This is a genomic window from Streptomyces sp. NPDC031466 (genome assembly GCF_055581265.1).
Genome location: NZ_JBVIJT010000007.1, coordinates 1 through 21,679, shown reverse-complemented (window position 1 = coordinate 21,679; position 21,679 = coordinate 1). Strand labels below are relative to the sequence as shown.

Below are 21,679 nucleotides of genomic sequence, written 5' to 3'. Positions count from 1 at the left end.
CCCGCCCGAGGCCCGGGGCACGGCTCCGTGTCCGTGTCCGTGTCCGGCTCCGGCTCTGGCTTCTCAGGCGATCAGCCCGGGAATCTCCTGCGTGGCGAACCAGAGCAGCTCGTGGTCCTCGACCCCGTCCACCACGAACCGCGCGTCGTCGTCGCCCTGGTCAGCGGCTCCCAGCAGGGACGCCGCCGCGGCCACGTCCGCCTCCGCGTCCTCCGCGTCCACGTGCACGGCCGCCACCTTGCCCATCGGGAGCGCCTCGGCGATCCGCACCTCCCCGAGCGCCCCCTGGTCGAGCCCCCGGTCGGGGTCGGCGACGGCCGCCCCGTCCGGTACGTCGGCCGCCAGCACGACCCGCCGCCGCGCCGCACCGGGGTCCACCGCCACCAGCCGCAGCGACGCCATCGCCGCCCGGTTCAGCGCCGCGTACTCCAGCTCCTCGATGTCGTCGGAGACGTACCACTCCCGCAGCGCCGGGGTCACGGCGTAGGCGACCAGCGGCCCGGGCGCCAGCTCCCCCGCCTGGTACGCCTCGGCGAGCCGGGACAGGGTCAGGGGAACGTAGAGGCGCATTGACTGACCGCTTTCATTCGTGTCCGCCCGCGGACGGAGCTGCGTGGCCGGAGAAGGCCTTCAGGATACGTCCGTGAGTCCCCCATCGAGCCGCCCCCACCTGCCGGGGAGCCGTCCACGCCCGTCCGCGGATTCACCCGCCGCCGCCCCGCGCTCGCGGCGCCACCGGCCCTCGGACCCCCCGGATAGGTGAACCGCGCGGCCCGCCCCGGGACCATCGCACGCCCTTGCCCTGGCCCTCACCGCCCCCGTACAAGATCCCCAACGGGAAGTTACTCCCCGGTACTGCAGGCGATGAAGGAGGCTCCCATGCGCAAGGTGATGACAAGACCGCGTCCCCGCCCCTCGGCGTCCCGCCCGCCCAACGGCCGACCACCCACCCGCCAGGACTCCCGCCGGGCGCTGCGGGCCATCCCGGCGCAGCCGCCCCCGCATCCCACGGAGGTCTTCGCCGAACGCCTGCTCCTCGTCCTCAGCGGGCAGCGCCCCCTGCACTGGGTGGCCCGCCACATCGCCAACACGGCGTACGACGACCTGGCCCGCCTCGCCGAGCTGGCCCCGCTGTGCGCGGACGGCCACCGCCCCACCATCCACCGCATCGGCCACTACCAGCCGCACCCCGAGGCCTACGAGGTCTTCGCCCGCGTCGCGGCCGGCCCGAGACTGCGCGCACTCGCCTTCCGCCTGGCGCTGGGCCCGGACCGCAAATGGCGCTGCACGGCGGTGGAGACGGAGAAGAGCCACTGACCCCGCCGCGAGCCGTCGACCCCACGACACCGTTGCCCGCCCACGACAAAGGGGCCGGAGAAATCCCCAGCCCCTCGAACCCGCCCGCACCCGGCCCCGGTCAGGCCGCCCGGGAGCAGCCTGACCGGACCCGGTCAACGCCCGGTCACCGCGACAGCGCGCCTCACTTCTTGCGCCGCCGCCCGCCCTTCTGGGCCTTGCGGCGCTCCGCGCGGGTCATCCCGTCCGCCTCGGACCGCACACCCGAACCGTCCGTGGTGAAGTCGCCCTCGTCCACGCCGCCCTCGGCGTTCGGCGCCTGGAAGTGCAGGCGGTCGGGGCGCTGCGGAGCCTCCAGGCCCTTGGCCCGGATCTCGGGGCGCGCCCCGGCGCCGGCCGGAACCGCGTCCTGCGCGCCGTCCTTGGTGAGCGAGGTGGCGGCCGCGTCCTCGACGGGGACCTCCTCGACCTGCTGCTCGACCTGGACCTCCAGGTTGAACAGGTAGCCGACGGACTCCTCCTTGATGCCGTCCATCATGGCGTTGAACATGTCGAAGCCCTCGCGCTGGTACTCGACCAGCGGGTCCTTCTGCGCCATGGCCCGCAGGCCGATGCCCTCCTGGAGGTAGTCCATCTCGTAGAGGTGCTCGCGCCACTTGCGGTCGAGCACCGACAGGACGACCCGGCGCTCCAGCTCACGCATGATGTCGGAGCCGAGCTGCTGCTCCCGCGCCGCGTACTGCTCGTGGATGTCGTCCTTGATGGACTCCGAGATGAACTCGGCGGTGAGGCCCGCGCGGTCGCCCGCCGCGTCCTCCAGCTCCTCGATGGTGACCTTGACGGGGTAGAGCTGCCTGAAGGCGCCCCACAGCCGGTCCAGGTCCCACTCCTCCGCGAAGCCCTCGGCGGTCTCGGCGGCGATGTAGGCGTCGATGGTGTCGTCCATGAAGTGCGCGATCTGCTCCTGCAGATCCTCGCCCTCCAGGACGCGGCGACGCTCTCCGTAGATGACCTCGCGCTGGCGGTTGAGGACCTCGTCGTACTTGAGGACGTTCTTGCGGGTCTCGAAGTTCTGCTGCTCGACCTGCGACTGGGCCGAGGCGATGGCGCGCGTGACCATCTTGTTCTCGATCGGCACGTCGTCGGGGACGTTGGCCATCGACATGACGCGCTCGACCATCTGCGCCTTGAACAGCCGCATCAGGTCGTCGCCCAGCGAGAGGTAGAACCGGGACTCGCCCGGGTCGCCCTGACGTCCGGAACGACCACGCAGCTGGTTGTCGATCCGGCGCGACTCGTGCCGCTCCGTGCCGAGGACGTACAGCCCGCCGAGGGCCTTGACCTCCTCGAACTCCTGCTTGACGGCCCGCTCGGCCTTCTCCAGAGCGGCGGGCAGCGCGGCCGCCCACTCCTCGACGTGCTCCACGGGGTCGAGACCGCGCTGGCGCAGCTCGGCCTCGGCGAGGTCCTCGGGGTTGCCGCCGAGCTTGATGTCCGTACCACGGCCGGCCATGTTCGTGGCCACCGTGACGGCGCCCTTGCGGCCGGCCTGCGCGACGATCGTGGCTTCACGGTCGTGCTGCTTGGCGTTGAGCACCTCGTGCTGGATGCCCCGCTTGGAGAGCTGCTGCGAGAGGTACTCCGACTTCTCCACGGAGGTGGTGCCGACCAGGATCGGCTGCCCCTTCTCGTGCTTCTCCGCGATGTCGTCGACGACGGCGGCGAACTTGGCGACCTCGGTGCGGTAGATCAGGTCGGACTGGTCGGCGCGGACCATCGGCCGGTTCGTCGGGATCGGCACGACGCCCAGCTTGTAGATCTGATGGAACTCGGCGGCCTCGGTCATCGCCGTACCGGTCATGCCGGACAGGCCGCTGTCGTAGCCCTCGCGCTTGTAGAGGCGGAAGAAGTTCTGGAGGGTGATGGTGGCAAGGGTCTGGTTCTCGTCCTTGATGTCCACCCCTTCCTTCGCCTCGATCGCCTGGTGCATGCCCTCGTTGTAGCGGCGGCCGGCGAGGATACGGCCGGTGTGCTCGTCGACGATCATGACCTCGCCGTCGATGACGACGTAGTCCTTGTCCTTCTTGAAGAGTTCCTTGGCCTTGATGGCGTTGTTGAGGTAACCCACCAGCGGCGTGTTCACCGACTCGTAGAGGTTGTCGATGCCCAGCCAGTCCTCGACCTTGCTCACGCCGGACTCGTGGATGGCAACGGTGCGCTTCTTCTCGTCAACCTCGTAGTCCCCGGTCTCCTCGATGCCCTTGAGGGGGTTGCCGGGCTCGCCCTTGGTGAGGCGGGTGACGAGCTTGGCGAAGTCGCCGTACCACTTGGTGGCCTGGTCGGCGGGGCCGGAGATGATCAGCGGCGTGCGGGCCTCGTCGACCAGGATCGAGTCGACCTCGTCGACGATCGCGAAGTTGTGGCCGCGCTGCACCAGCTCGTCCTGCGACCACGCCATGTTGTCGCGGAGGTAGTCGAAGCCGAACTCGTTGTTCGTGCCGTAGGTGATGTCGCAGCTGTACTGCTCACGGCGCTGGGCCGGCGTCATGTTGGCCAGGATGCAGCCGACGCTCAGGCCCAGGAACTTGTGGACGCGGCCCATCATCTCGGAGTCGCGCTCGGCCAGGTAGTCGTTGACCGTGATCAGGTGGACGCCCTTGCCTGACAGGGCGTTCAGATACGCGGGCAGCGTGCCGACGAGGGTCTTGCCCTCACCGGTCTTCATCTCGGCGACATAGCCCATGTGCAGCGCGGCGCCGCCCATCATCTGGACGTCATAGTGACGCTGGCCCAGGACGCGCTTGGCGGCCTCACGGACCGTCGCGAAGGCCTCGGGCAGCAGGTCGTCGAGCGTCTCGCCGTCGGCGTATCGCTCCTTGTACTCCTGGGTCAGCGCGCGCAGCTCGGCGTCGGAGAGGCTGACGAAGTCCTCTTCGATGGAGTTGACCTGGTCCGCGATGCGGTGCAGCTTGCGCAGGATCTTGCCTTCGCCTGCACGCATGATCTTCGAGAGGACGGACACGGGGGTTGGTCTCCTTGCCGGTCGGGCCTGGCATGGTCGGTTTTACTCGTCGGGCAACGGTCATCGTATGCGAGGACCCGCCCGCGCCGGGAGGTCTGCTCTGAGGTCAACGGACGAGGGGCGCCGAAGGTGCCGGGTGGCATGCGCGGCCGGTACGTGCTGACCACACCGGGCCGGCAAAAACACTGGCCCCCGGAACGGCGCCCCCGCATCATCTCCTGATGGAGCCCGTCACCCTCACGACCGACCGCCTGAGCCTGCGCGCCTTCACCCCGCGGGACATCGACGAGGTCCACGCGGCCTGCCAGGACCCCGAGATCCAGCGCTGGACCACCATTCCCTCGCCGTACGCGCGCGTGGACGCCGAGAACTTCGTCCACCGCATGGTCCCCGACGGCTGGCGGGGCGACCTGGAGTACACCTTCGCCGTACGGCCCCGGGACGGCGGCCCTCTGATCGCCGCGACCAGCCTGCACCACCCGCGCTCGGGCGCCTGGGAGGTCGGCTTCTGGACGGCCGAGGAGCACCGGGGCCGGGGCTACATGACGGAGGCGGTGCTCGCTCTCGCCCGCTGGGCCTTCACCGAACTGCGCTGCCCGCGCCTCGAATGGCGCGCCGAGATCGGCAACCACGGGTCACGGGCCGTCGTGGAGAAGGCCGGTTTCACCGTCGAGGGCGTGCTCCGCGCGAGCCTGCTGAACAAGGGCACGCTCCGGGACGGCTGGGTGGGCGCCCTGCTCCCCGGCGACCTCGGTCTGCCGTCCGCGCGGCCCTACCTGCCGGCGCGGTCCTGAGGGGTCGAAAGCCCCGCCCGGCTGTCAGTGCCGCCGCCTATCGTTTCGACCATGACGAGCCTGCCGCGCCCCGTGATCGACCTCTCCGCCGACGAAGCCCGCCGCATCGCGCTGCGGGCCCAGGGGTTCCTGGGCGCGCCCGACCGCCGCTCCGGGGTGCGGGGCGTGCTGCGCCACCTCGGCGCGGTCCAGCTCGACACGATCTCCGTGCTGGCCCGCTCGCACGAACTCGTTCCCTACGCCCGCCTCGGCGCCGTCGGCCGCGACACGGTCGAGGCGGCGTACTGGACGCAGACCCACGCGTTCGAGTACTGGTCGCACGCCGCGTGCATCCTGCCCGTCGAGGAGTGGCCGCACTTCGCCTTCCGCCGCCGCGCCTACCGTGCCCGTCCCCACTGGCACCACGACCTGCCCGAGGGCGCGTACGACCAGGTCGTCGAGCAGCTGCGCGCCGAGGGCCCGCTGACCGCCACCGAGTTGGGCGGCGCGAAGAACAAGGGCGAGTGGTGGGACTGGTCGGATTCGAAGATCGCCGTCGAACGCGCGCTGATGTACGGCGAGGTGGTGTGCACCGAGCGCCGCTCCTGGAAGCGGGTGTACGACCTGGCGGAGCGCGCCATCCCGGACGCGCTGCTGCACGACGACCTGAGCGACACGGAGTGCCTGCGCCGCCTGGTGCGCCTGGCCGGCGAGGCGCTGGGCGTCGGCACGCGCGCGGACATCGCCGACTACCACCGCCTGAAGGGCGAGCAGTTCGACGCGGTGGTCGCGGAGTCGGGCCTGGTGCCGGTGACGGTCCAGGGCTGGGACAAGCCGGCCTGGGCGGACCCGAAGGCGCTGGAGACGACTCCCCGTGGCCGGCACCGCACGACGCTGCTGTCCCCCTTCGACTCCCTCGTCTGGGAGCGGGCGCGCACGGAGCGGATCTTCGGCTTCACGCACCGCCTGGAGGCCTACGTGCCCAAGCCCAGGCGGATACACGGCTACTTCGCGATGCCCCTGCTCGCCGGTGGCAGGCTCCTGGGCCGGGTCGACCCCGCGCGCGAGGGCAGCACCCTGGTGGCCAGGCAGGTCTCACTCGACTCCCCGAAGGCGGTGGCGCCGATGGCCCAGGCGCTCCTGGAGGCGGCGTCCTGGGTCGGCTGCGGTTCCGTACGGGTGGAGCGGGTGAACCGTCCGGAGCTGACGGCCGAGCTGGTGCGCGCCCTCACCTGATCTCCAGGATCTTCTCCCGCATCGCGTACACCACGGCCTCCATCCTGGAATGCAGTTGCAGCTTCTCCAGGATGTTGCGCACGTGGTTCTTCACGGTGTTCTCGGAGATGAACAGCTCTTTGGCGATGTCCCGGTTGTTCATCCCCGTGGCGACGAGTTTCAGGACTTCCAGTTCACGGTCGGTGAGGCGCGGCGCGGGCACGAGTCTGCGCTCGTCGGTGCGCTGGATCATCGACTTGAACTCCGTGAGCAGCTTCGAGGCCATCGACGGGCTGATCTGCGACTGCCCGTCGGCCACCGCGCGAATCGCCGTGGCCACCTCGTCCGTGGAGATCTCCTTGAGGAGGTATCCGGTGGCGCCCGCCTTGATCGCGTCGTAGAGGTCCGCCTCTTCGTCGCTTATGGTCAACATGATGATCTTGGCGCTGGGTGCCACCTCCTTGATGGAGGTGCACGCCTCGATGCCGCCGCGCTTGGGCATCCGGACGTCCATCAGCACGATGTCGGGCAGCAGATCGGCGGCCTTGTCCACCGCCTCGGCGCCGTCGCCGGCCTCGCCGACGACCTGGATGTCCTCCTCGGCGGCGAGGACGATCTCCAGGCCGCGGCGGAAGAGGGCGTGGTCGTCCACGACAAGGACCCGAATGGGCTCCTTGCGCGGGGTGCCCGCCTCCGATCCGATGCCGATGCCGTCCGCGGCATCCTCGTGACGCATCGGTCCGAAGCTGTCCGCCATCGTTCCTCCCCCATGAAGGCCGTGGCCTGTTGTGCCTGTGCTGCGCCAACCCCGGGCGGCAGCACGCCGGTTGGCCGGCGGGCCCATGATTTCACGTCCGGCGCCGGTGCGGTGCGCGCACTGGTCGCACGAGGGTGCCCCTGGGGGCGCACACGCGCTCCAGGGGCACCATGACGGCGGTCGGGGGGCGGCGGGTCAGCCGCCGAGAGCCCCACCGGCACCGGCCGTCTCCGCGTTGGCGACCATCGGGTCGGTGTTGAGGCGGATGACGCCGTAGTCGTAGGCGTGTCGCCGGTAGACGACGCTGGGTTCCTTGGATTCGGAGTCGACGAACAAGTAGAAGTCGTGTCCGACCAGTTCCATCTCATAGAGCGCCTGGTCGAGCGACATGGGGGCCGCGACGTGCGTCTTCTCGCGGACCACGAGGGGGCCTTCGCCCTGGATCTCCAGCGAGCCGATCTTCTTGACCGGTACACCGTCGGGCTCTTCGTCACGCGCGAGGGTGCCGTCTCCGTTGAGCGTCGCCGCGTCCGGGACGCGCTCGGCGACCTCGGCGGCCGAGATTCGGCCGTTCCCCCGCCGGTTGTGGCGCTTCTCGTGCTGCTTGCGCAGGCTGGCGTCGAGCTTGGCCGTGGCCAGGTCCAGCGCCGCGTACGGATCGGCCGCCGCGGCTTCCGCGCGGATCACGGGTCCGCGCCCGCGGAGGGTGATCTCCACGCGGTCGGAACGGTCGGCCTGACGCGGGTTGGTTTCCTTGGACACCTCGACGTCGAGGCTGATCACCTTGCCGTCGAGCTTCTGGATCTTGTCCAGCTTCAGCTTCTCGGCCACGTGCTTGCGGAACCGCTCGGGCACCTCGGTCTTGCGGCCCTTGACGACGATGTCCACGCAGAACTCCGTTCCCGGATCGCTCCGCTTCAGCGGCGGAGCATCTCCCTTTTGCACCAGACCCCGGTGACTTCCGGGGCCTCGGACTCGGTGACGTCCACCTCCTCCTCCCCCGCGGGCAAGATCTCCACCCCACCGGTCCGGGTGATTGTGCGGACCTCAAGATCCGCAAACCCACCAACCGGCATGGACCGGCATGGACCGGCATTCCGATATGCGAGGCGCGGCGTTCGCCATTCCTCACAACCGAACATATCTCGCCCGGACGGATGTCGTCACCCTCTACTGCTACGTACCTCCATTCAGGTGTTTCAGTCCTCTCACCACCTGCAACGACGCAACTTCTCCGTCAGTTCCGGTTTATTCCGAAAGAATCCGGAGGCCCGGCGACAACGGCCGCACTGATCGCGTTCCCGCCGACCGATAACGGCCTTCGCGCGACGTCCGTCCTCGGTCGCCGCACGGCCTCCGGCCCCATGCCGTCTTCTTTGCACAGTTCACTTATTGCGCGCGCGGCCTCCGCCAATGAGGCGCCGGTGGTCATCAGGTCGTCCACGACCACGATCCGGCCGGACCCCGCCAGCAGTCGGCCGCCCCCGGCGGTCACCTCCAGGGCGCCCGCCAGATTGGCCCGCCGCTGCCGGGAGCCGAGCCCCGACTGATCGGCCACCGCACGCCGTTGACGCAGCACCGCGAGCACCCGCGCCGGGATCCCCGCTCGTCGCAGCTCACCCGCCGCGGCGAGCGCGATCCGCCGCGCCGGGTCATGTCCACGCGCCCGCACCGAGGCACGCGCCGACGGCACGGGGACGAGCGACAACGGCACCGCACGCCCCTGTGAGCCGCCGTGCGTGCCGTCTACCCAGGAACCCGCCCCCGTATCACCCCACTCCCCGCCCTCCCCCCGCAGACCGACGAGCACAGCTCTGGCCAACGCTTCTCCCAGGGGTCCCGCGAGCCCCAGGGCGCCACGCTCCTTGTGCGCGAGCAGCGCGGCCCGCACCGCGTCCGCGTACGGCGCCGCCGCGTGCACCACCGGCAGCCCGACCGGCTCGGGCACCGGCCGCACCCGGCGCGGCGCGCTCCCGCACAGCGCCGCCCGGCACTCGGCGCACAGCACCGCGCGAAGCCTTCCGCAGCCCCCGCACTCGGCCGGCAGCACCAGGTCGGTCAGGTCCCGCCACCACCCCCGCATGACCCCACTGTGCCCCCGCGCGACCGGCGCGACCAGCCCTGTGGACAAGCCCCTGTGGATAACTCCCTCGGCCCCGCGTCGGGGCCGCCCTCACCCCGGGTAGACCGGAGCGGACCCCTCCTTGACCACCGTCTGCCACTGCGACCCCGCAGGCAGCCGTACGATCCCGTCGTCCGAGTGCGCCACCAGCGGCTGCTGCTCGCTCTCGGAGGCCGCGATCTCCTTGACGCCCGTCAGCCCCGGCAGCGTGGTGCCCGAGAGCACCGACCCGTCGCACTGGACGTACCGCATCTGCTGCACCCCGCCGGACTCCCGCCCGACCACCACGAGGCGGCTGCCCCCGGCCCACGACATGGCGGTGACCCGCTCCATCCGCGGCGCGGCCTGGGTGGGGTCGAGCACCGATATCCGCGGTCGCTCGCCCTCGCCCCGCTCACCGCGCTCCACCCGGCCGATCCACAGCGAGGTCTTGTCGTCCTTCTCCACCAGCAGTGCGATGCGCACGCCGTCGGCCGACACCCGTACCGCCTCGATGCGCCCGTCGAGGCCGGGCACCTCGACCTGCACCGCATGGCCCTCGCCCCGCTCCAGCCAGAGCAGCCGCGGCCGCTCGGGGTCGCGGTCGGCCACCCACAGATCGCCCCTGCCGTCCCAGCTGGGCGTGGAGAGGCGGTCCTCCTCCGCCTTGGCCTTGCTGCGCACCTGCGCCTTGCCGAGCGTGTCCTCCAGGAACAGCGACCCGGTGTACAGCGACTTCCCGTCGAGCGACACTCCGGCGGCCCGCTTCTCGTCGCGCGAGACCGCCGCCGAGCGCAGCGGCTGGTCGCCGGTGCCGAGGATGCCGTTCACCGGCTCCGGGTCCGCGGTGCTCCCGGCGTTGGCCGGCATCCGCACCAGGCGGTGCTTCTCGTCGATGAAGTACTGGTAGTCGGGCCGCTCCGCGCCGCGGTGCGCCGCGACGCTCTGGGCGTGGTTCTGGCTCAGGACGCAGAGCATCGAACCGTTGGACCTCTGGAGCGTCACCTGCTCCACCCCTGACGGCGTCAGGTCCTGGAGGGTGAACAGCAGCTGCGCCGCCATCTCCCGGCACCGCGTCTGACTGGCGTCGTCGGCCTGCTTGTTCAGCTGCACGGTCAGCCGGTTCTGGTCGTCCGGCGTCAGCGACGCCCGGGGGTCCTTGAGCCGCGTGCCGCTGCGGAACCGCGACTCGACCACCTGGTCGAGCCAGTTGGTCGGCCCCGCCAGCAACGCCTTCACCGTCTGCGTCAGCGGATCGATCCGCTGCCGGATGTAGATGGGGTCGGCGACGAGACCCGTCCGGCCGTTCGCCCCCGCCCCCGCAGGGCCCGCGAAGTAGTACTTGTTGACGGACCGGTAGATGCGCTGGAAGTCCGACTCGCCGAGCACCACGCCCGGCGGCGGCTTGTCGATGCGCCACTCCTTGCGGCCCCCCGGCCCCCGCACCTGGCTCAGGTGCACGCTCTGGCTGTAGGACGCCTCCTCGGGCCGGTACGCGTGCTGCTCGTCCACCCTCGCGACCTGCTGGCCGGTCAGCGCGAACCGCCGGCTGCCGTCCACGTCGTTGCCCGCGTTGCCCGCGTCGGTGTTCGGGCCGTCCGCGAGCACCGTCGTGGACCCCTCGGGGTCCCAGTGCTTCGACGCGTCCTTCGTCAGATACTTGCGTGCCATCGCGAACTGCGGATCGTCGCTGGTCAGCGCCTCCAGGAAGCCCTGCACGATCTCCACGGCCCGGGCGCCCTCGCGCGGCGGCATCGCGTAGACCCGGACCTGCGGGCGGGAGTCGGGCCGCTGCGAGGCGTCCACGGACTCCAGGTTCCCGCTGTCGGGCATCGAGGCGCAGCCGGCCAGGAGGGCCGCACAGCTGCCCAGCAGCAGCCCGGTGCGCAGCGGACGCCCCCGGCGCCCACGACGGTCGCGCCCCCGCCGGTCAGCGCCCACGCGTGCCTGTCGGTCAGCGCCCACGCGTGCTCTCCCCATCCTTCGCCGAACCCGCCTCGCCCTCGGGCGCCGCCTCCCGCGGCCCACCCGACGGGCGCTGTGCCTCTGCGGTCCCTTCGGGGCCGCCTGCCCCCACGTCACCGTCCGGCGCACCGTCGTCCACCGGCCTGCGCGGCACGACCCGCGATCCGCTGCCGGGCAGCGCCGTCGGGTCCACGGCGCCGGCCCGCGCGAACCGGGGGGCCATCGGGCCCTTGCCGGGCATGGACGGCGACACCCTCTCGGAGACGGCGGACGGCTGGGCGGGCACGGTCGCCAGCTTGTTGCCGCCCCCGAGCGGCAGCCCGGCGTCGTTCAGGCCGCGGTGGCGCCGCGAGTCGTCGGGCTCCAGCGGTATCGGCGAACCCCGCAGCGGCTCGTCCGCCGTCCTCGGCAATGTCAGGCGGAACTGCGAGCCGCCCCCTGGCTCGCCCCACGCCTGGAGCCACCCGCCGTGCAGCCGGGCGTCCTCCAGGGCGATGGACAGCCCGAGTCCCGTACCGCCGGTGGTACGCGCGCGTGCCGGGTCCGCCCGCCAGAAGCGGCTGAAGACCCGGGTCGCCTCGCCGGGCTTGAGGCCCACGCCGTAGTCCCGCACCGCGACCGCCACCGCGCCGCCCGCGGCGGCGAGCCGCACCACGACGTCCTTGCCCTCGCCGTGCTCCACGGCGTTGACCACGAGATTGCGCAGCACCCGCTCCACGCGCCGGGCATCGGCCTCCGCGACCACGGGCTGCTGGTCCCCGACGACCCTTATGTGCGTGCCCTTGCGCTCGGCGAGCATCTCCGCGCCGCCGACGACCCTGCGGACGACCTCACGCAGGTCTATCGGCTCCGCCTCCAGCGCGGCCGCCCCCGCGTCGAACCTGCTGATCTCCAGCAGGTCCGCGAGCAGCGACTCGAACCGGTCCAGCTGATCGGCGAGCAACTCCGCCGAGCGCGCCGTCACCGGATCGAAGTCCACCCGCGCCTCGTGGATGACGTCGGCGGCCATCCGCACGGTCGTGAGCGGCGTGCGCAGCTCGTGCGAGACGTCGGACACGAACCGCCGCTGCATCCGCGACAGCTCCTCCAGCTGCTGGATCTTCAGCTGGAGGTTCTGCGCCATCTTGTTGAACGCCTCACCAAGCCGCGCGATGTCGTCCTCCCCGGTCACCTTCATACGTTCCTGAAGGCGTCCGGCGGACAGCCGCTCGGCGATCCCCGCGGCCATGCGCACGGGCGTGACCACCTGGCGCACCACCAGCCAGGCGATGGCTCCCAGGAGCACGACGACGAAGAGCCCGGCGGTGGCGAGGGTGGTCCTGACGAGGTTGAGCGACTCCTCCTCCTGCGTCAGGGGGAAGAGGTAGTAGAGCTGGTACGGATCGCCGTTGAGGTCGTTGAGCCGCTTGCCGATCACGAGGCCGGGCTGCGGCTCCCGCCCGTCGTCGTAGACGATGCGCGTATTGGCCTGGAGGACCTCGGAGCCCTTGTCGACCTGCCCGCGCAGCTCCTCCGGCACGCTCAGGATCGGCTCCACACCGCCCGAGGCCCGCGACCCGCGGACGCTGCCCGCGTCGCTCGTGGACGTCAGCGTCACCACGGCGAACGCGTTCTGGCCACCGCTGGACAGCTGCTCGACGAGGTCGGACATCCACATGGCGGCGTTGCGCCCGTCGACCGTGCTGCCGTCGGGGCCCTGGCCCTGCTCGGTGCTCTGCCGCGCGGCGTTGACACTGTCCTGGGCGGCCCGGAAGCCTCCGTCGGCCTGGCTCTGCGAAGCCTTCACCTTGGCCTTGAGCAGGCCGTTGTTCACCGAGCTGAGCACGGCGAAACCCAGCATGAGGACCACGCCGAGCGACATCAGGAGGGTCGTGACGACGACCTTCAGCTGGATGTTGCGCCGCCACAGCCGTACGGCGGGCAGCAGCGGCCTGCGCACCCAGCGCGCGAAGAGCCGCAGCACGGGGCTGCCCTGCACGCCGCCCTGCAGCAGCAGCCCGCCGTCGACGAGCCGCCCGAACCGTGACCCGTGCCGCGCCGGTCCAGTCCGCCCCGAGCGAGCCCTTGCACCGCCGGGCGCCGAGGAGGAACTGTCCCGGGACATGTCAGCTCGGTCCGGCCTTGTAACCGACACCCCGGACGGTCACCACGATCTCCGGCCGCTCGGGGTCCCGCTCGACCTTGGAGCGCAGCCGCTGCACGTGCACGTTCACCAGCCGGGTGTCCGCCGCGTGCCGGTAGCCCCAGACCTGTTCGAGGAGCACCTCGCGGGTGAACACCTGCCACGGCTTGCGCGCCAGCGCCACCAGCAGATCGAACTCCAGCGGCGTCAGCGCGATCGACTGCCCGTCCCGCTTCACGGAGTGCCCCGCCACGTCGATGACCAGGTCGCCTATGGCCAGCTGCTCCGGCGCGGGCTCCTCCGACCTGCGCAGCCGCGCCCTGATCCGGGCCACCAGCTCCTTCGGCTTGAAGGGCTTGACGATGTAGTCGTCCGCCCCCGACTCCAGACCGACCACCACATCCACGGTGTCGCTCTTGGCGGTGAGCATGACGATCGGCACCCCGGACTCCGCCCTGATCAGGCGGCACACCTCGATGCCGTCGCGTCCCGGCAGCATCAGGTCGAGCAGCACGAGATCGGGCTTGGCCTCCCGGAAAGCGGCCAGCGCCTTGTCGCCATCAGCTACGAACGACGGCTCAAAACCTTCACCACGCAGCACAATCCCGAGCATCTCGGCCAGTGCGGTGTCGTCGTCGACGACAAGGACTCGTCCCTTCATGCCTGACATCATCCCATTCTCGTAACAGTGACTGGGGTGCTGGTGAGAGAGGTCACTGACCTGTGACGATAGTCGTATCGGGGCATCACTGTCTGCGGTGGCCGACCGCGGCCGAGGTCGGTAACGGACGCCGGGCGGGTCCACCCGTGACACACCGCCCCGGGCCGACCGACTCCAAACCGGCCAGACCAAGGGTGCAGAACAAGCCAAGAACCACCCGGCCGGGCACCGCCACAGCACCCGCCGGAGCGATCCCGATCATGAGCCGGCGCCCCCGATCATGAGCCGGCGTCGCCCCACCGCCGCCCGCCGACCGACGCCGTTCCCTCACTCCGCCCCCCGCTCCCGCGCTCCTTCCCCCTCCCGTCGGACGGCCCCGGACCGGCCCGGAGCCGGGGCCCGGCCCGGCACCGGGGCACCCGGTCAACCGACGGTCACCCCGCGCGCCCTGCCGCACAGCTCCGCGAGACCCTCCGCCGTCACCGGCGACAGGACCCCCTCCTCCGTGACGATGGCCGTCACCAGCTCCGGCGGTGTCACGTCGAACGCCGGGTTGTACGCCTGCGTCCCCAAAGGCGCCACCGCGATACCGCCTCCCGCCTCCGTCCCGATCATCGGCACATGCGGCACCGTGACCTCCGTCACTTCATGGCCGGACCGCTGCTCCACCTCGATCGACGCTCCGTCCGGGGTGTCCAGGTCCACGCTCGTCACCGGCGCCACCACGATGAACGGCACGTGGTGATACCGCGCGAGCACCGCCAGCGGATAGCTCCCCACCTTGTTCGCCACCGAACCGTCGGCCGCGATCCGGTCGGCCCCGATCAGCACCGCGTCCACCTCCCCGGCCGCGAACAACGAACCCGCCGCGTTGTCCGTGAGCAGCGTGTACGCCATGCCGTTGCGCGCCGCCTCGTACGCCGTGAGCCGCGCCCCCTGGAGCAGCGGCCGCGTCTCGTCCACCCACAGCCTGCGCAGACTCCCCGCCCGATGCGCCCGCAGGGCCACCGCGAACGCCGTGCCCTCCCCACCGGAGACCAGCGCCCCGGTGTTGCAGTGCGTCAGGATCCGGTGCCCGCCACCCGGCAGCAGCTCGTCGAGCAGCGCCAGGCCGTGGGCCGCCATCCGCCGGCTGGCCCCGGCGTCCTCGGCGTGCAGCGCCCGCGCCGCCTCCAGCGCGGCACCGGCCGCCCGCTCGGGCCCCGCGCCGCTCACCATGGCCGTGCGGTAGGCCGCCTGGGCCCTGCGGGCGCCGTAGGCGAGGTTCACCGCGGTGGGCCGCGCCCCCGCCAGCGCGTCCGCCGCCTCGTCCACGTCGAAACCGCGGACCGCGGCGAGCGCGACGCCGTACGCCCCCGCGATGCCCAGCAGCGGTGCCCCGCGCACCGCGAGCGCGCGGATCGCCTCCACCAGAGCCGGTGCGTCGGTGCACACCAGCTCGCTCTCCTCGCCCGGCAGCCTGGTCTGGTCGAGGAGGACCAGTACGGGGCCTTCGGGTGGCTCCTCCCAGCGGATCGCGGGAATCGTCGGGGCCTCGGTCGGCCGTATGTCCTCACCGGATTGCGCGTACTGATCAGCCATCCGCCCAGTCTGCCCCGTACCCGACGGACAATTGAAGGTCTCCCGCCGCCATCTGAGGGTGTCCCACCCCTGCGGCGCCCGGTCACCCCGCCGGTGCCCCGTGGCACGATGGCTGGCAACCTGCCGCCGCACCCGCGGACGGGCACCGTGAAGGAGCGACGATGAACGACTCTCCGGGCTGGGCTTCGCCCGGATCCGCCCCCTCCGACGGACAGGACTCCGACGGGCCGGACTCCGACGGGCCGGACGCCGGCAAGCCGGACGCCGCCGAGCCCGCGGACGCAGGCCGCCGGAGCGGCCCGTCCAAGTGGTCCAAGGAGCAGCCGCCGCCCGCCGAATGGTCCCCGCCCGGCACCCCCGGCCCGACCCCGCCGCCTCCGCCCCCTCCGCCCGGCCAGGGCGGCGGCTGGGGCTGGGGCGGAAACCCCCACGGCGGCCCCCCTGGAGGCCCGGGAGGGCCCGGAGCACCCGGTGGTCCCAGTGGTCCCGGTGGTCCCGGTGGTCCAGGTGGCGGTTACCCCGGCTGGGGCGCCTGGCAGGGCCCGCCGCCCGCCGCCAAGCCCGGCGTCATCCCGCTCCGCCCGCTCGGCGTCGGTGAGATCCTCGACGGCGCCGTGTCCACGATGCGCGCCCACTGGCGCACGGTCCTCGGCATCTCCCTGACCGTCGCCGTGCTCACGGAGATCGTCGTCGTCCTCCTCCAGGGACTCGTCCTCAACGAGTCGGTGGACACCGACGCCCTCGACGACCCGAGCGCGACCGTCGGCGAACTGACCCGCGCCATGGGCGACACCCTGCTGAACTCCGGAGTGGTCCTCGTGATCACCCTGCTCGGCACGATCGTCGCCACGGCCCTGCTCACCATGGTCACCAGCCGCGCGGTGCTCGGTAAGTCGGTGACGGCGGCGGAGGCCTGGCGGGACTCGCGCCCCCAGCTGGCGAAGCTGTTCGGCCTGACCCTGCTCATCCCGCTCATCGGCGCCACGGTGGTCGCCGTCGGCATCCTGCCCGGCCTCCTGATCGCGGTCGGCGGTGCCACGGACGCCGGAGCGAGCCTCGCCGTCCTCGGCGGCCTCGCCTCGGGCGTCGCCGCCATCTGGCTCATGATCCGCTTCTCGCTCGCCTCCCCCGCGCTCATGCTGGAGAAGCAGAGCGTGAAGAAGTCCCTGACCCGCTCCGCCAAGCTCGTCCGCGGCTCCTGGTGGCGCGTCTTCGGCATCCAGCTGCTCGCCGCTGTCATCGCGAACATCGTGGCGTCGATCATCGTCATCCCGTTCACCTTCCTCGCCGGCGCGCTCAGCGGCGAAGGCATCACCGGCTTCCTCGACAACACCGGCGAACTGGGCTGGACGTTCCTGATCATCAGCGGCGTCGGGTCCGTGATCGGCTCCATGCTGACGTTCCCGATCACGGCCGGCGTCACCGTGCTCCTCTACATCGACCAGCGGATCCGGCGCGAGGCCCTCGACCTCGAACTCGCCCGCGCCGCCGGCCTGCCCGGCCAGGGCCCCGGCCCGTCCGGCACATCGGGGAGCTGATGCGGTGACCGCGGCGGGGGCAGCGCTCATGAGGTTCGGAGCGGCACCGCTCCTGCCGCGGGCCGGCGACGACCCGCCGGTGACGATCCCCCGCGATCCCGCGCGGGAAGCCGCCGAGCGCGAACTGTCCAAGCCGATGTACCACGAGCAGGACCCCGGGGTCCTCCAGCGCGCCCTGAACCGCTTCTGGTCCTGGGTCGACGGCCTGTTCACCGCCGCCTCGGGGGCCACCCCGGGCGGCGGGTTCGGCCTCCTCGTCATCGTCCTGGCCGTCGTACTCCTCGGCGTCGCCCTCTGGTGGCGCCTCGGCACCCCCACCCGGACCCCCGCCGGCACGCCGCCCCTCTTCGACGACCGCCCCCGCAGCGCCGCCGAACACCGTGCCGCCGCCGCGGCGCACGCCGCCCGGGGCCACTGGAACCAGGCCGTCCAGGAACGCATGCGCGCCCTCGTCCGCGCCCTGGAGGAACGCGCCCTCCTCGACCCGCGCCCCGGCCGCACCGCCGACGAAGCCGCGGCGGAAGCGGGCCGCACCCTCCCCGCCCACACCGGCCGACTCCGCGCCGCCGCCCACGAGTTCGACGACGTCACATACGGCGGCCGCACCGCCGACGAGCCCGCGTACCTTCGCCTGACCGAACTCGACCACGACCTGGAGCGCACCAAGCCGGCCCTGGCCGACAGCGCCCACACCACCCCGCCCAGCAGCACCCACGGAGCCGCCGAATGACCGGCTCCCCCGACCCCACCGAACCGCCCCACGCCGCCACGCCTCCCGCCACCGAGCAGCAACCCCCGGAGAGCCACCGAGCGGCCGACTCCCCCCACCCGACGGAACCGCCCCACGCCGCCGAGCAACAGCACGCACAGGGCCGCCACATGACCGGCTCCCTCCACCCCACCGAGCCACCCCAGGCCACCACACGCCCCGCCACCGAGCAGCAACACCCACAGAGCCACCGAGCGGCCGGCTCCCCCGAGCCCACCGAACCACCCCACGCCGTCACGCCCCCCGCCGCCGAGCGGCAGCCCGACGCCCCATCGCCCTCCACCTCGGTCACGCCCACGCCCGGCCAGCTCTGGACGCGCTCCCGGGGCATCGCCCTCGCCCTGCTCGTCCTCCTGGCGGCGGCCGTCATCATGGCCGCGGTCCGCTCCGGCGGCGAACACGGCCGCCTCGACCCCCGCTCCGCCGCCCCCCACGGCAGCCGGGCCGTCGCCGAACTCCTCGCCGACCAAGGCGTGTCCACCCGCGTGGTCACCACCACCCAAGCGGCGCGAGCCGCGGCCGGCCCCGACACCACCCTCCTCGTAGCCGACCCGGACCTGCTCACCGACGGCCGGCGCTCCCGCCTGCACACCGCCACCAAGGACTCCGGGGGCCGGACCGTCCTCGTCACTCCCGGCACCTCCTCCCTCAAGGCCTTCGCCCCGGGGGTCACCGCGCACGCCAAGCCCGCCGAGCACTCCACGCTCTCCCCGGCCTGCTCCCTCCCGGCCGCCCGCCGAGCGGGCCCGGCCGAGATGGGCGGCATCCGCTACGACACCTCCGCCCCGAACGCCGAGGCCTGCTACCTCAGCGACGGCCTCCCCAGCCTGCTCCATCTCCCCGCCCCCCACGGAAAGGGCGACACCGTCGTCCTCGGCGCCCCCGACGTCCTCTACAACGACCGCCTCGACCAGCAGGGCAACGCCTCTCTCGCCCTGCAACTCCTCGGCTCACGCCCCCACTTGGTGTGGTACCTGCCTTCCCTCGCCGACGACGCGACGGCAACCGACTCCGAGCGCCGTGGCTTCTTCGACCTGATCCCCTCCGGCTGGCGATGGGGCACCCTGCAACTGGCCGTCGCCGCCGTACTCGCCGCCCTGTGGCGCGCCCGCCGCTTCGGTCCCCTCGTCGTCGAACGCCTGCCCGTCGCCATCCGCGCCTCAGAGACGGTCGAAGGCCGGGCCCGCCTGTATGCCAAGGCGAACGCCCGCGACCGCGCGGCCGAGGCCCTGCGCACCGCCACCCGCGCCCGCCTCGCTCCCCTCGTCGGCGTGCCCCCCGCCCAGGCCCACACGCCCCAGACGCTGATCCCGGCACTGTCCACGCGCCTTCGCACCCTCGACCACGACCCACACCCCCTTCTCTTCGGTCCGCCGCCGGGCGACGACACAGCCCTCATCGCCCTGGCCGACCGACTCGACGCCCTCGAAAGTGAGGTACGCCACTCATGATGGACCCGACCACTGACAACGGGCCCACCACCGGACCCGCCGGAGCTCCCCGCGACGCACGCGCTTCCCTCGAAGCCCTGCGCACGGAGATCTCCAAGGCCGTGGTCGGCCAGGACCCCGCCGTCACCGGCCTCGTCGTCGCTCTCCTCTGCCGCGGCCACGTCCTGCTTGAGGGGGTCCCCGGGGTGGCCAAGACACTGCTCGTCCGCGCCCTCGCCGCGAGCCTCGAACTCGACACCAAGCGCGTCCAGTTCACCCCCGACCTCATGCCGAGCGACGTCACGGGCTCCCTCGTCTACGACGCCCGCACCACGGAGTTCTCCTTCCAGCCGGGCCCGGTCTTCACCAACCTCCTCCTCGCCGACGAGATCAACCGCACCCCGCCCAAGACCCAGTCCGCGCTCCTCGAAGCGATGGAGGAACGCCAGGTCACGGTCGACGGCACGCCCCGCGCCCTCCCCGACCCCTTCCTCGTGGCGGCGACCCAGAACCCCGTCGAGCACGAAGGCACCTACCCCCTCCCCGAAGCCCAGCTGGACCGCTTCCTCCTCAAACTGACGGTGCCTCTCCCGTCCCGCCAGGACGAGATCGACGTCCTCACCCGCCACGCCGAGGGCTTCAACCCCCGCGACCTGCGCGCCGCCGGCGTACGCCCCGTGGCGGGCCCCGCCGACCTGGAGGCCGCCCGCGGGGCCGTCGCCAAGACCTCCGTCTCCCCCGAGATCACCGCCTACGTGGTGGACGTGTGCCGCGCGACCCGTGAATCGCCCTCCCTCACCCTCGGCGTCTCTCCCCGAGGCGCCACGGCGCTCCTCTCCACGGCACGCGCCTGGGCCTGGCTCACCGGCCGCGACTACGTCATCCCCGACGACGTCAAAGCCCTCGCCCTGCCCACGCTCCGCCACCGCGTCCAGCTCCGCCCGGAAGCGGAGATGGAGGGCATCACCGCGGACTCCGTCATCAACGCGATCCTCACCCACGTCCCGGTGCCCCGCTGATGGCCCTCACCGGACGCGCGGCCCTCCTGGCGGCCCTCGGCAGCCTCCCCGTGGGCCTCTGGGACCCCGGCTGGACGGGCATCCTCGCCGTCAACGCCCCGCTGGCCCTGGCCTGCGCCTGCGACGCCGCCCTGGCCGCCCCCGTACGCCGCCTCGCCCTGACGCGCTCCGGCGCGACCTCCGTACGCCTGGGCCAGACCGCCGACGTGGAACTCACCGTCACCAACCCCTCGGCCCGCCCCCTGCGCGCGCACCTCCGCGACGCCTGGCCCCCCAGCAGCCGGCAGTCGACCGCCGACGGCACGGCGACCCGCCACCACCTGACGATCCCGGCCGGGGAACGCCGCCGCATCACGACCACCTTGCGCCCCACCCGTCGCGGCGACCACCACTCCGACCGCGTGACCATCCGCTCGTACGGCCCCCTGCGTCTCTTCGCCCGCCAGGGCTCCCACCGGGTTCCCTGGTCGGTGCGTGTCCTGCCGCCCTTCACCAGCCGGAAGCATCTCCCCTCCAAACTGGCCCGCCTACGGGAACTCGACGGCCGCACCAGTGTGCTGACGCGCGGCCAGGGCACCGAGTTCGACAGCCTCCGCGACTACGTTCCCGGCGACGACACCCGCTCCATCGACTGGCGTGCCACGGCCCGACAGGCCGCCGTCGCGGTCCGCACCTGGCGCCCGGAGCGCGACCGGCACATCCTCCTCGTCCTCGACACGGGCCGCACCTCGGCCGGCCGCGTCGGCGACACCCCGCGCCTGGACGCCTCCATGGACGCCGCCCTGCTCCTGGCCGCGCTGGCCTCCCGGGCCGGCGACCGCGTGGATCTCCTCGCGTACGACCGCCGGGTACGCGCCCTCGTCCAGGGCAGCTCAGCAGGTGACGTCCTTCCTTCCCTGGTCAACGCCCTGGCAACGCTGGAGCCGGAACTTCTGGAGACCGACACACGAGGCTTGACGTCGACGGCCCTGCGCACAGCGCCCCGTGGTTCCCTGATCGTGCTGCTCACAAGCCTCGACACCGCACCCGTCGAAGAGGGTCTCCTGCCCGTGCTTTCCCGTCTCACCAGGCGACACAAGGTTCTGGTCGTCTCCGTGGCCGACCCGCACATCGAGAAAATGGCCTCCGGACGCGGAACGGCGGAAGCGGTGTATGAAGCGGCAGCGGCGGCCCAGGCCCAATCGGAACGCCACCGTACGGCGGAACAACTCACCCGCCACGGCGTCACCGTCGTGGACGCCACACCCGAGAGCCTGGCTCCCGCCCTGGCCGACGCGTACCTCTCCCTGAAGGCAGCCGGCCGCCTTTAGGAACGCCCTGAAGGCGAAGTTCCCTTGAACGCAAAAAAGCCTCAGGCCCCGGACAATGTCCAGGGCCTGAGGCTTTATCAAAATTAGTTCGGCGGCGTCCTACTCTCCCACAGGGTCCCC

General features: G+C 72.1%; 17 protein-coding genes. 8 read left to right on the top strand and 9 right to left on the bottom strand.

Going from position 1 to position 21,679, the window contains the following annotated elements; translation table 11 throughout:
- Positions 1 to 63: 63 nt before the first annotated feature.
- The gene (locus tag ACZ5GP_RS18090; RefSeq protein ID WP_468751803.1) at positions 64 to 570 is read right to left on the bottom strand and encodes a DUF6912 family protein; all 507 of its coding nucleotides are present in this window, start codon (positions 568 to 570) and stop codon (positions 64 to 66) included.
- 309 nt (positions 571 to 879) lie between these two features.
- Here ACZ5GP_RS18090 and ACZ5GP_RS18085 point away from each other — a divergent pair, with 309 nt between their 5' ends.
- Positions 880 to 1,317, top strand: coding sequence for an Rv3235 family protein (locus ACZ5GP_RS18085; protein WP_468751802.1), 438 nt, complete (start codon positions 880 to 882; stop codon positions 1,315 to 1,317).
- A 163-nt stretch (positions 1,318 to 1,480) separates the two neighbouring features.
- Here the strand turns inward: ACZ5GP_RS18085 and secA are convergent, their stop codons facing one another.
- Positions 1,481 to 4,318, bottom strand: coding sequence for a preprotein translocase subunit SecA (gene secA, locus ACZ5GP_RS18080; RefSeq protein ID WP_468751801.1), 2,838 nt, complete (start codon positions 4,316 to 4,318; stop codon positions 1,481 to 1,483).
- Positions 4,319 to 4,539: 221 nt separating this feature from the next.
- Here secA and ACZ5GP_RS18075 point away from each other — a divergent pair, with 221 nt between their 5' ends.
- Positions 4,540 to 5,112, top strand: a complete 573-nt coding sequence (locus tag ACZ5GP_RS18075; RefSeq protein ID WP_468751800.1) for a GNAT family N-acetyltransferase — start codon at positions 4,540 to 4,542, stop codon at positions 5,110 to 5,112.
- A gap of 51 nt (positions 5,113 to 5,163) precedes the next feature.
- Positions 5,164 to 6,327 (top strand): winged helix-turn-helix domain-containing protein, encoded by a 1,164-nt coding sequence (locus ACZ5GP_RS18070; protein ID WP_468751799.1) that lies wholly within the window; start codon positions 5,164 to 5,166, stop codon positions 6,325 to 6,327.
- On the opposite strand, the gene ACZ5GP_RS18065 is transcribed toward ACZ5GP_RS18070, so the two are convergent.
- The 7 genes from ACZ5GP_RS18065 to mtnA form a co-directional block, all read right to left on the bottom strand.
- Positions 6,320 to 7,063, bottom strand: a complete 744-nt coding sequence (locus ACZ5GP_RS18065) for a response regulator transcription factor (RefSeq protein WP_358587497.1) — start codon at positions 7,061 to 7,063, stop codon at positions 6,320 to 6,322. The two genes, ACZ5GP_RS18070 and ACZ5GP_RS18065, sit on opposite strands and share 8 nt — an antisense overlap.
- Positions 7,064 to 7,258: 195 nt before the next feature.
- Positions 7,259 to 7,951: a ribosome hibernation-promoting factor, HPF/YfiA family gene (gene hpf / locus ACZ5GP_RS18060; protein WP_467464966.1), complete on the bottom strand. Its 693-nt coding sequence runs from the start codon at positions 7,949 to 7,951 to the stop codon at positions 7,259 to 7,261.
- Between the two features lie 349 nt (positions 7,952 to 8,300).
- Complete coding sequence (locus ACZ5GP_RS18055) at positions 8,301 to 9,146, bottom strand: ComF family protein (protein WP_468752144.1); 846 nt, start codon at positions 9,144 to 9,146, stop codon at positions 8,301 to 8,303.
- A gap of 90 nt (positions 9,147 to 9,236) precedes the next feature.
- A complete protein-coding gene (locus ACZ5GP_RS18050; RefSeq protein ID WP_468751798.1) occupies positions 9,237 to 11,144 on the bottom strand; it encodes an LpqB family beta-propeller domain-containing protein in 1,908 nt (635 codons plus the stop codon).
- Positions 11,119 to 13,233, bottom strand: coding sequence for an MtrAB system histidine kinase MtrB (gene mtrB, locus ACZ5GP_RS18045; protein WP_468751797.1), 2,115 nt, complete (start codon positions 13,231 to 13,233; stop codon positions 11,119 to 11,121). The genes ACZ5GP_RS18050 and mtrB overlap by 26 nt, the downstream gene beginning before the upstream one ends.
- A 1-nt stretch (position 13,234) precedes the next feature.
- Positions 13,235 to 13,924, bottom strand: coding sequence for a two-component system response regulator MtrA (mtrA, locus tag ACZ5GP_RS18040; RefSeq protein ID WP_189176211.1), 690 nt, complete (start codon positions 13,922 to 13,924; stop codon positions 13,235 to 13,237).
- A gap of 411 nt (positions 13,925 to 14,335) precedes the next feature.
- A complete protein-coding gene (gene mtnA, locus ACZ5GP_RS18035; RefSeq protein ID WP_468751796.1) occupies positions 14,336 to 15,493 on the bottom strand; it encodes an S-methyl-5-thioribose-1-phosphate isomerase in 1,158 nt (385 codons plus the stop codon).
- Between the two features lie 161 nt (positions 15,494 to 15,654).
- Here mtnA and ACZ5GP_RS18030 point away from each other — a divergent pair, with 161 nt between their 5' ends.
- Genes ACZ5GP_RS18030 through ACZ5GP_RS18010 form a run of 5 tightly spaced genes read left to right on the top strand, consistent with a single transcriptional unit; the run spans position 15,655 to position 21,559 of the window.
- On the top strand, positions 15,655 to 17,031 hold the full coding sequence (locus ACZ5GP_RS18030) for a glycerophosphoryl diester phosphodiesterase membrane domain-containing protein (RefSeq protein ID WP_468751795.1): 1,377 nt from the start codon (positions 15,655 to 15,657) through the stop codon (positions 17,029 to 17,031).
- Positions 17,032 to 17,059: 28 nt separating this feature from the next.
- Complete coding sequence (locus ACZ5GP_RS18025; protein WP_468751794.1) at positions 17,060 to 17,761, top strand: DUF4129 domain-containing protein; 702 nt, start codon at positions 17,060 to 17,062, stop codon at positions 17,759 to 17,761.
- Positions 17,758 to 19,251 carry a DUF4350 domain-containing protein gene (locus tag ACZ5GP_RS18020; RefSeq protein ID WP_468751793.1) on the top strand — a complete coding sequence of 498 codons (1,494 nt, stop codon included), beginning with the start codon at positions 17,758 to 17,760 and terminating at the stop codon, positions 19,249 to 19,251. The genes ACZ5GP_RS18025 and ACZ5GP_RS18020 overlap by 4 nt, the downstream gene beginning before the upstream one ends.
- On the top strand, positions 19,248 to 20,249 hold the full coding sequence (locus ACZ5GP_RS18015; RefSeq protein WP_468751792.1) for an AAA family ATPase: 1,002 nt from the start codon (positions 19,248 to 19,250) through the stop codon (positions 20,247 to 20,249). The genes ACZ5GP_RS18020 and ACZ5GP_RS18015 overlap by 4 nt, the downstream gene beginning before the upstream one ends.
- Positions 20,249 to 21,559, top strand: coding sequence for a DUF58 domain-containing protein (locus tag ACZ5GP_RS18010; protein ID WP_468751791.1), 1,311 nt, complete (start codon positions 20,249 to 20,251; stop codon positions 21,557 to 21,559). Before ACZ5GP_RS18015 ends, ACZ5GP_RS18010 begins: the two co-directional genes overlap by 1 nt.
- The last annotated feature ends 120 nt before the right edge of the window (positions 21,560 to 21,679 follow it).

Coding starts and splice junctions, on each gene's coding strand:
- ACZ5GP_RS18090 (WP_468751803.1), bottom strand. CDS start 570: ATGCGCCTCTACGTTCCCCTGACCCTGTCCCGGCTCGCCGAGGCGTAC.
- ACZ5GP_RS18085 (WP_468751802.1), top strand. CDS start 880: ATGCGCAAGGTGATGACAAGACCGCGTCCCCGCCCCTCGGCGTCCCGC.
- ACZ5GP_RS18075 (WP_468751800.1), top strand. CDS start 4,540: ATGGAGCCCGTCACCCTCACGACCGACCGCCTGAGCCTGCGCGCCTTC.
- ACZ5GP_RS18070 (WP_468751799.1), top strand. CDS start 5,164: ATGACGAGCCTGCCGCGCCCCGTGATCGACCTCTCCGCCGACGAAGCC.
- ACZ5GP_RS18065 (WP_358587497.1), bottom strand. CDS start 7,063: ATGGCGGACAGCTTCGGACCGATGCGTCACGAGGATGCCGCGGACGGC.
- ACZ5GP_RS18055 (WP_468752144.1), bottom strand. CDS start 9,146: ATGCGGGGGTGGTGGCGGGACCTGACCGACCTGGTGCTGCCGGCCGAG.
- ACZ5GP_RS18050 (WP_468751798.1), bottom strand. CDS start 11,144: ATGGGGAGAGCACGCGTGGGCGCTGACCGACAGGCACGCGTGGGCGCT.
- mtrB (WP_468751797.1), bottom strand. CDS start 13,233: ATGTCCCGGGACAGTTCCTCCTCGGCGCCCGGCGGTGCAAGGGCTCGC.
- mtrA (WP_189176211.1), bottom strand. CDS start 13,924: ATGATGTCAGGCATGAAGGGACGAGTCCTTGTCGTCGACGACGACACC.
- mtnA (WP_468751796.1), bottom strand. CDS start 15,493: ATGGCTGATCAGTACGCGCAATCCGGTGAGGACATACGGCCGACCGAG.
- ACZ5GP_RS18030 (WP_468751795.1), top strand. CDS start 15,655: ATGAACGACTCTCCGGGCTGGGCTTCGCCCGGATCCGCCCCCTCCGAC.
- ACZ5GP_RS18025 (WP_468751794.1), top strand. CDS start 17,060: ATGAGGTTCGGAGCGGCACCGCTCCTGCCGCGGGCCGGCGACGACCCG.
- ACZ5GP_RS18020 (WP_468751793.1), top strand. CDS start 17,758: ATGACCGGCTCCCCCGACCCCACCGAACCGCCCCACGCCGCCACGCCT.
- ACZ5GP_RS18015 (WP_468751792.1), top strand. CDS start 19,248: ATGATGGACCCGACCACTGACAACGGGCCCACCACCGGACCCGCCGGA.
- ACZ5GP_RS18010 (WP_468751791.1), top strand. CDS start 20,249: ATGGCCCTCACCGGACGCGCGGCCCTCCTGGCGGCCCTCGGCAGCCTC.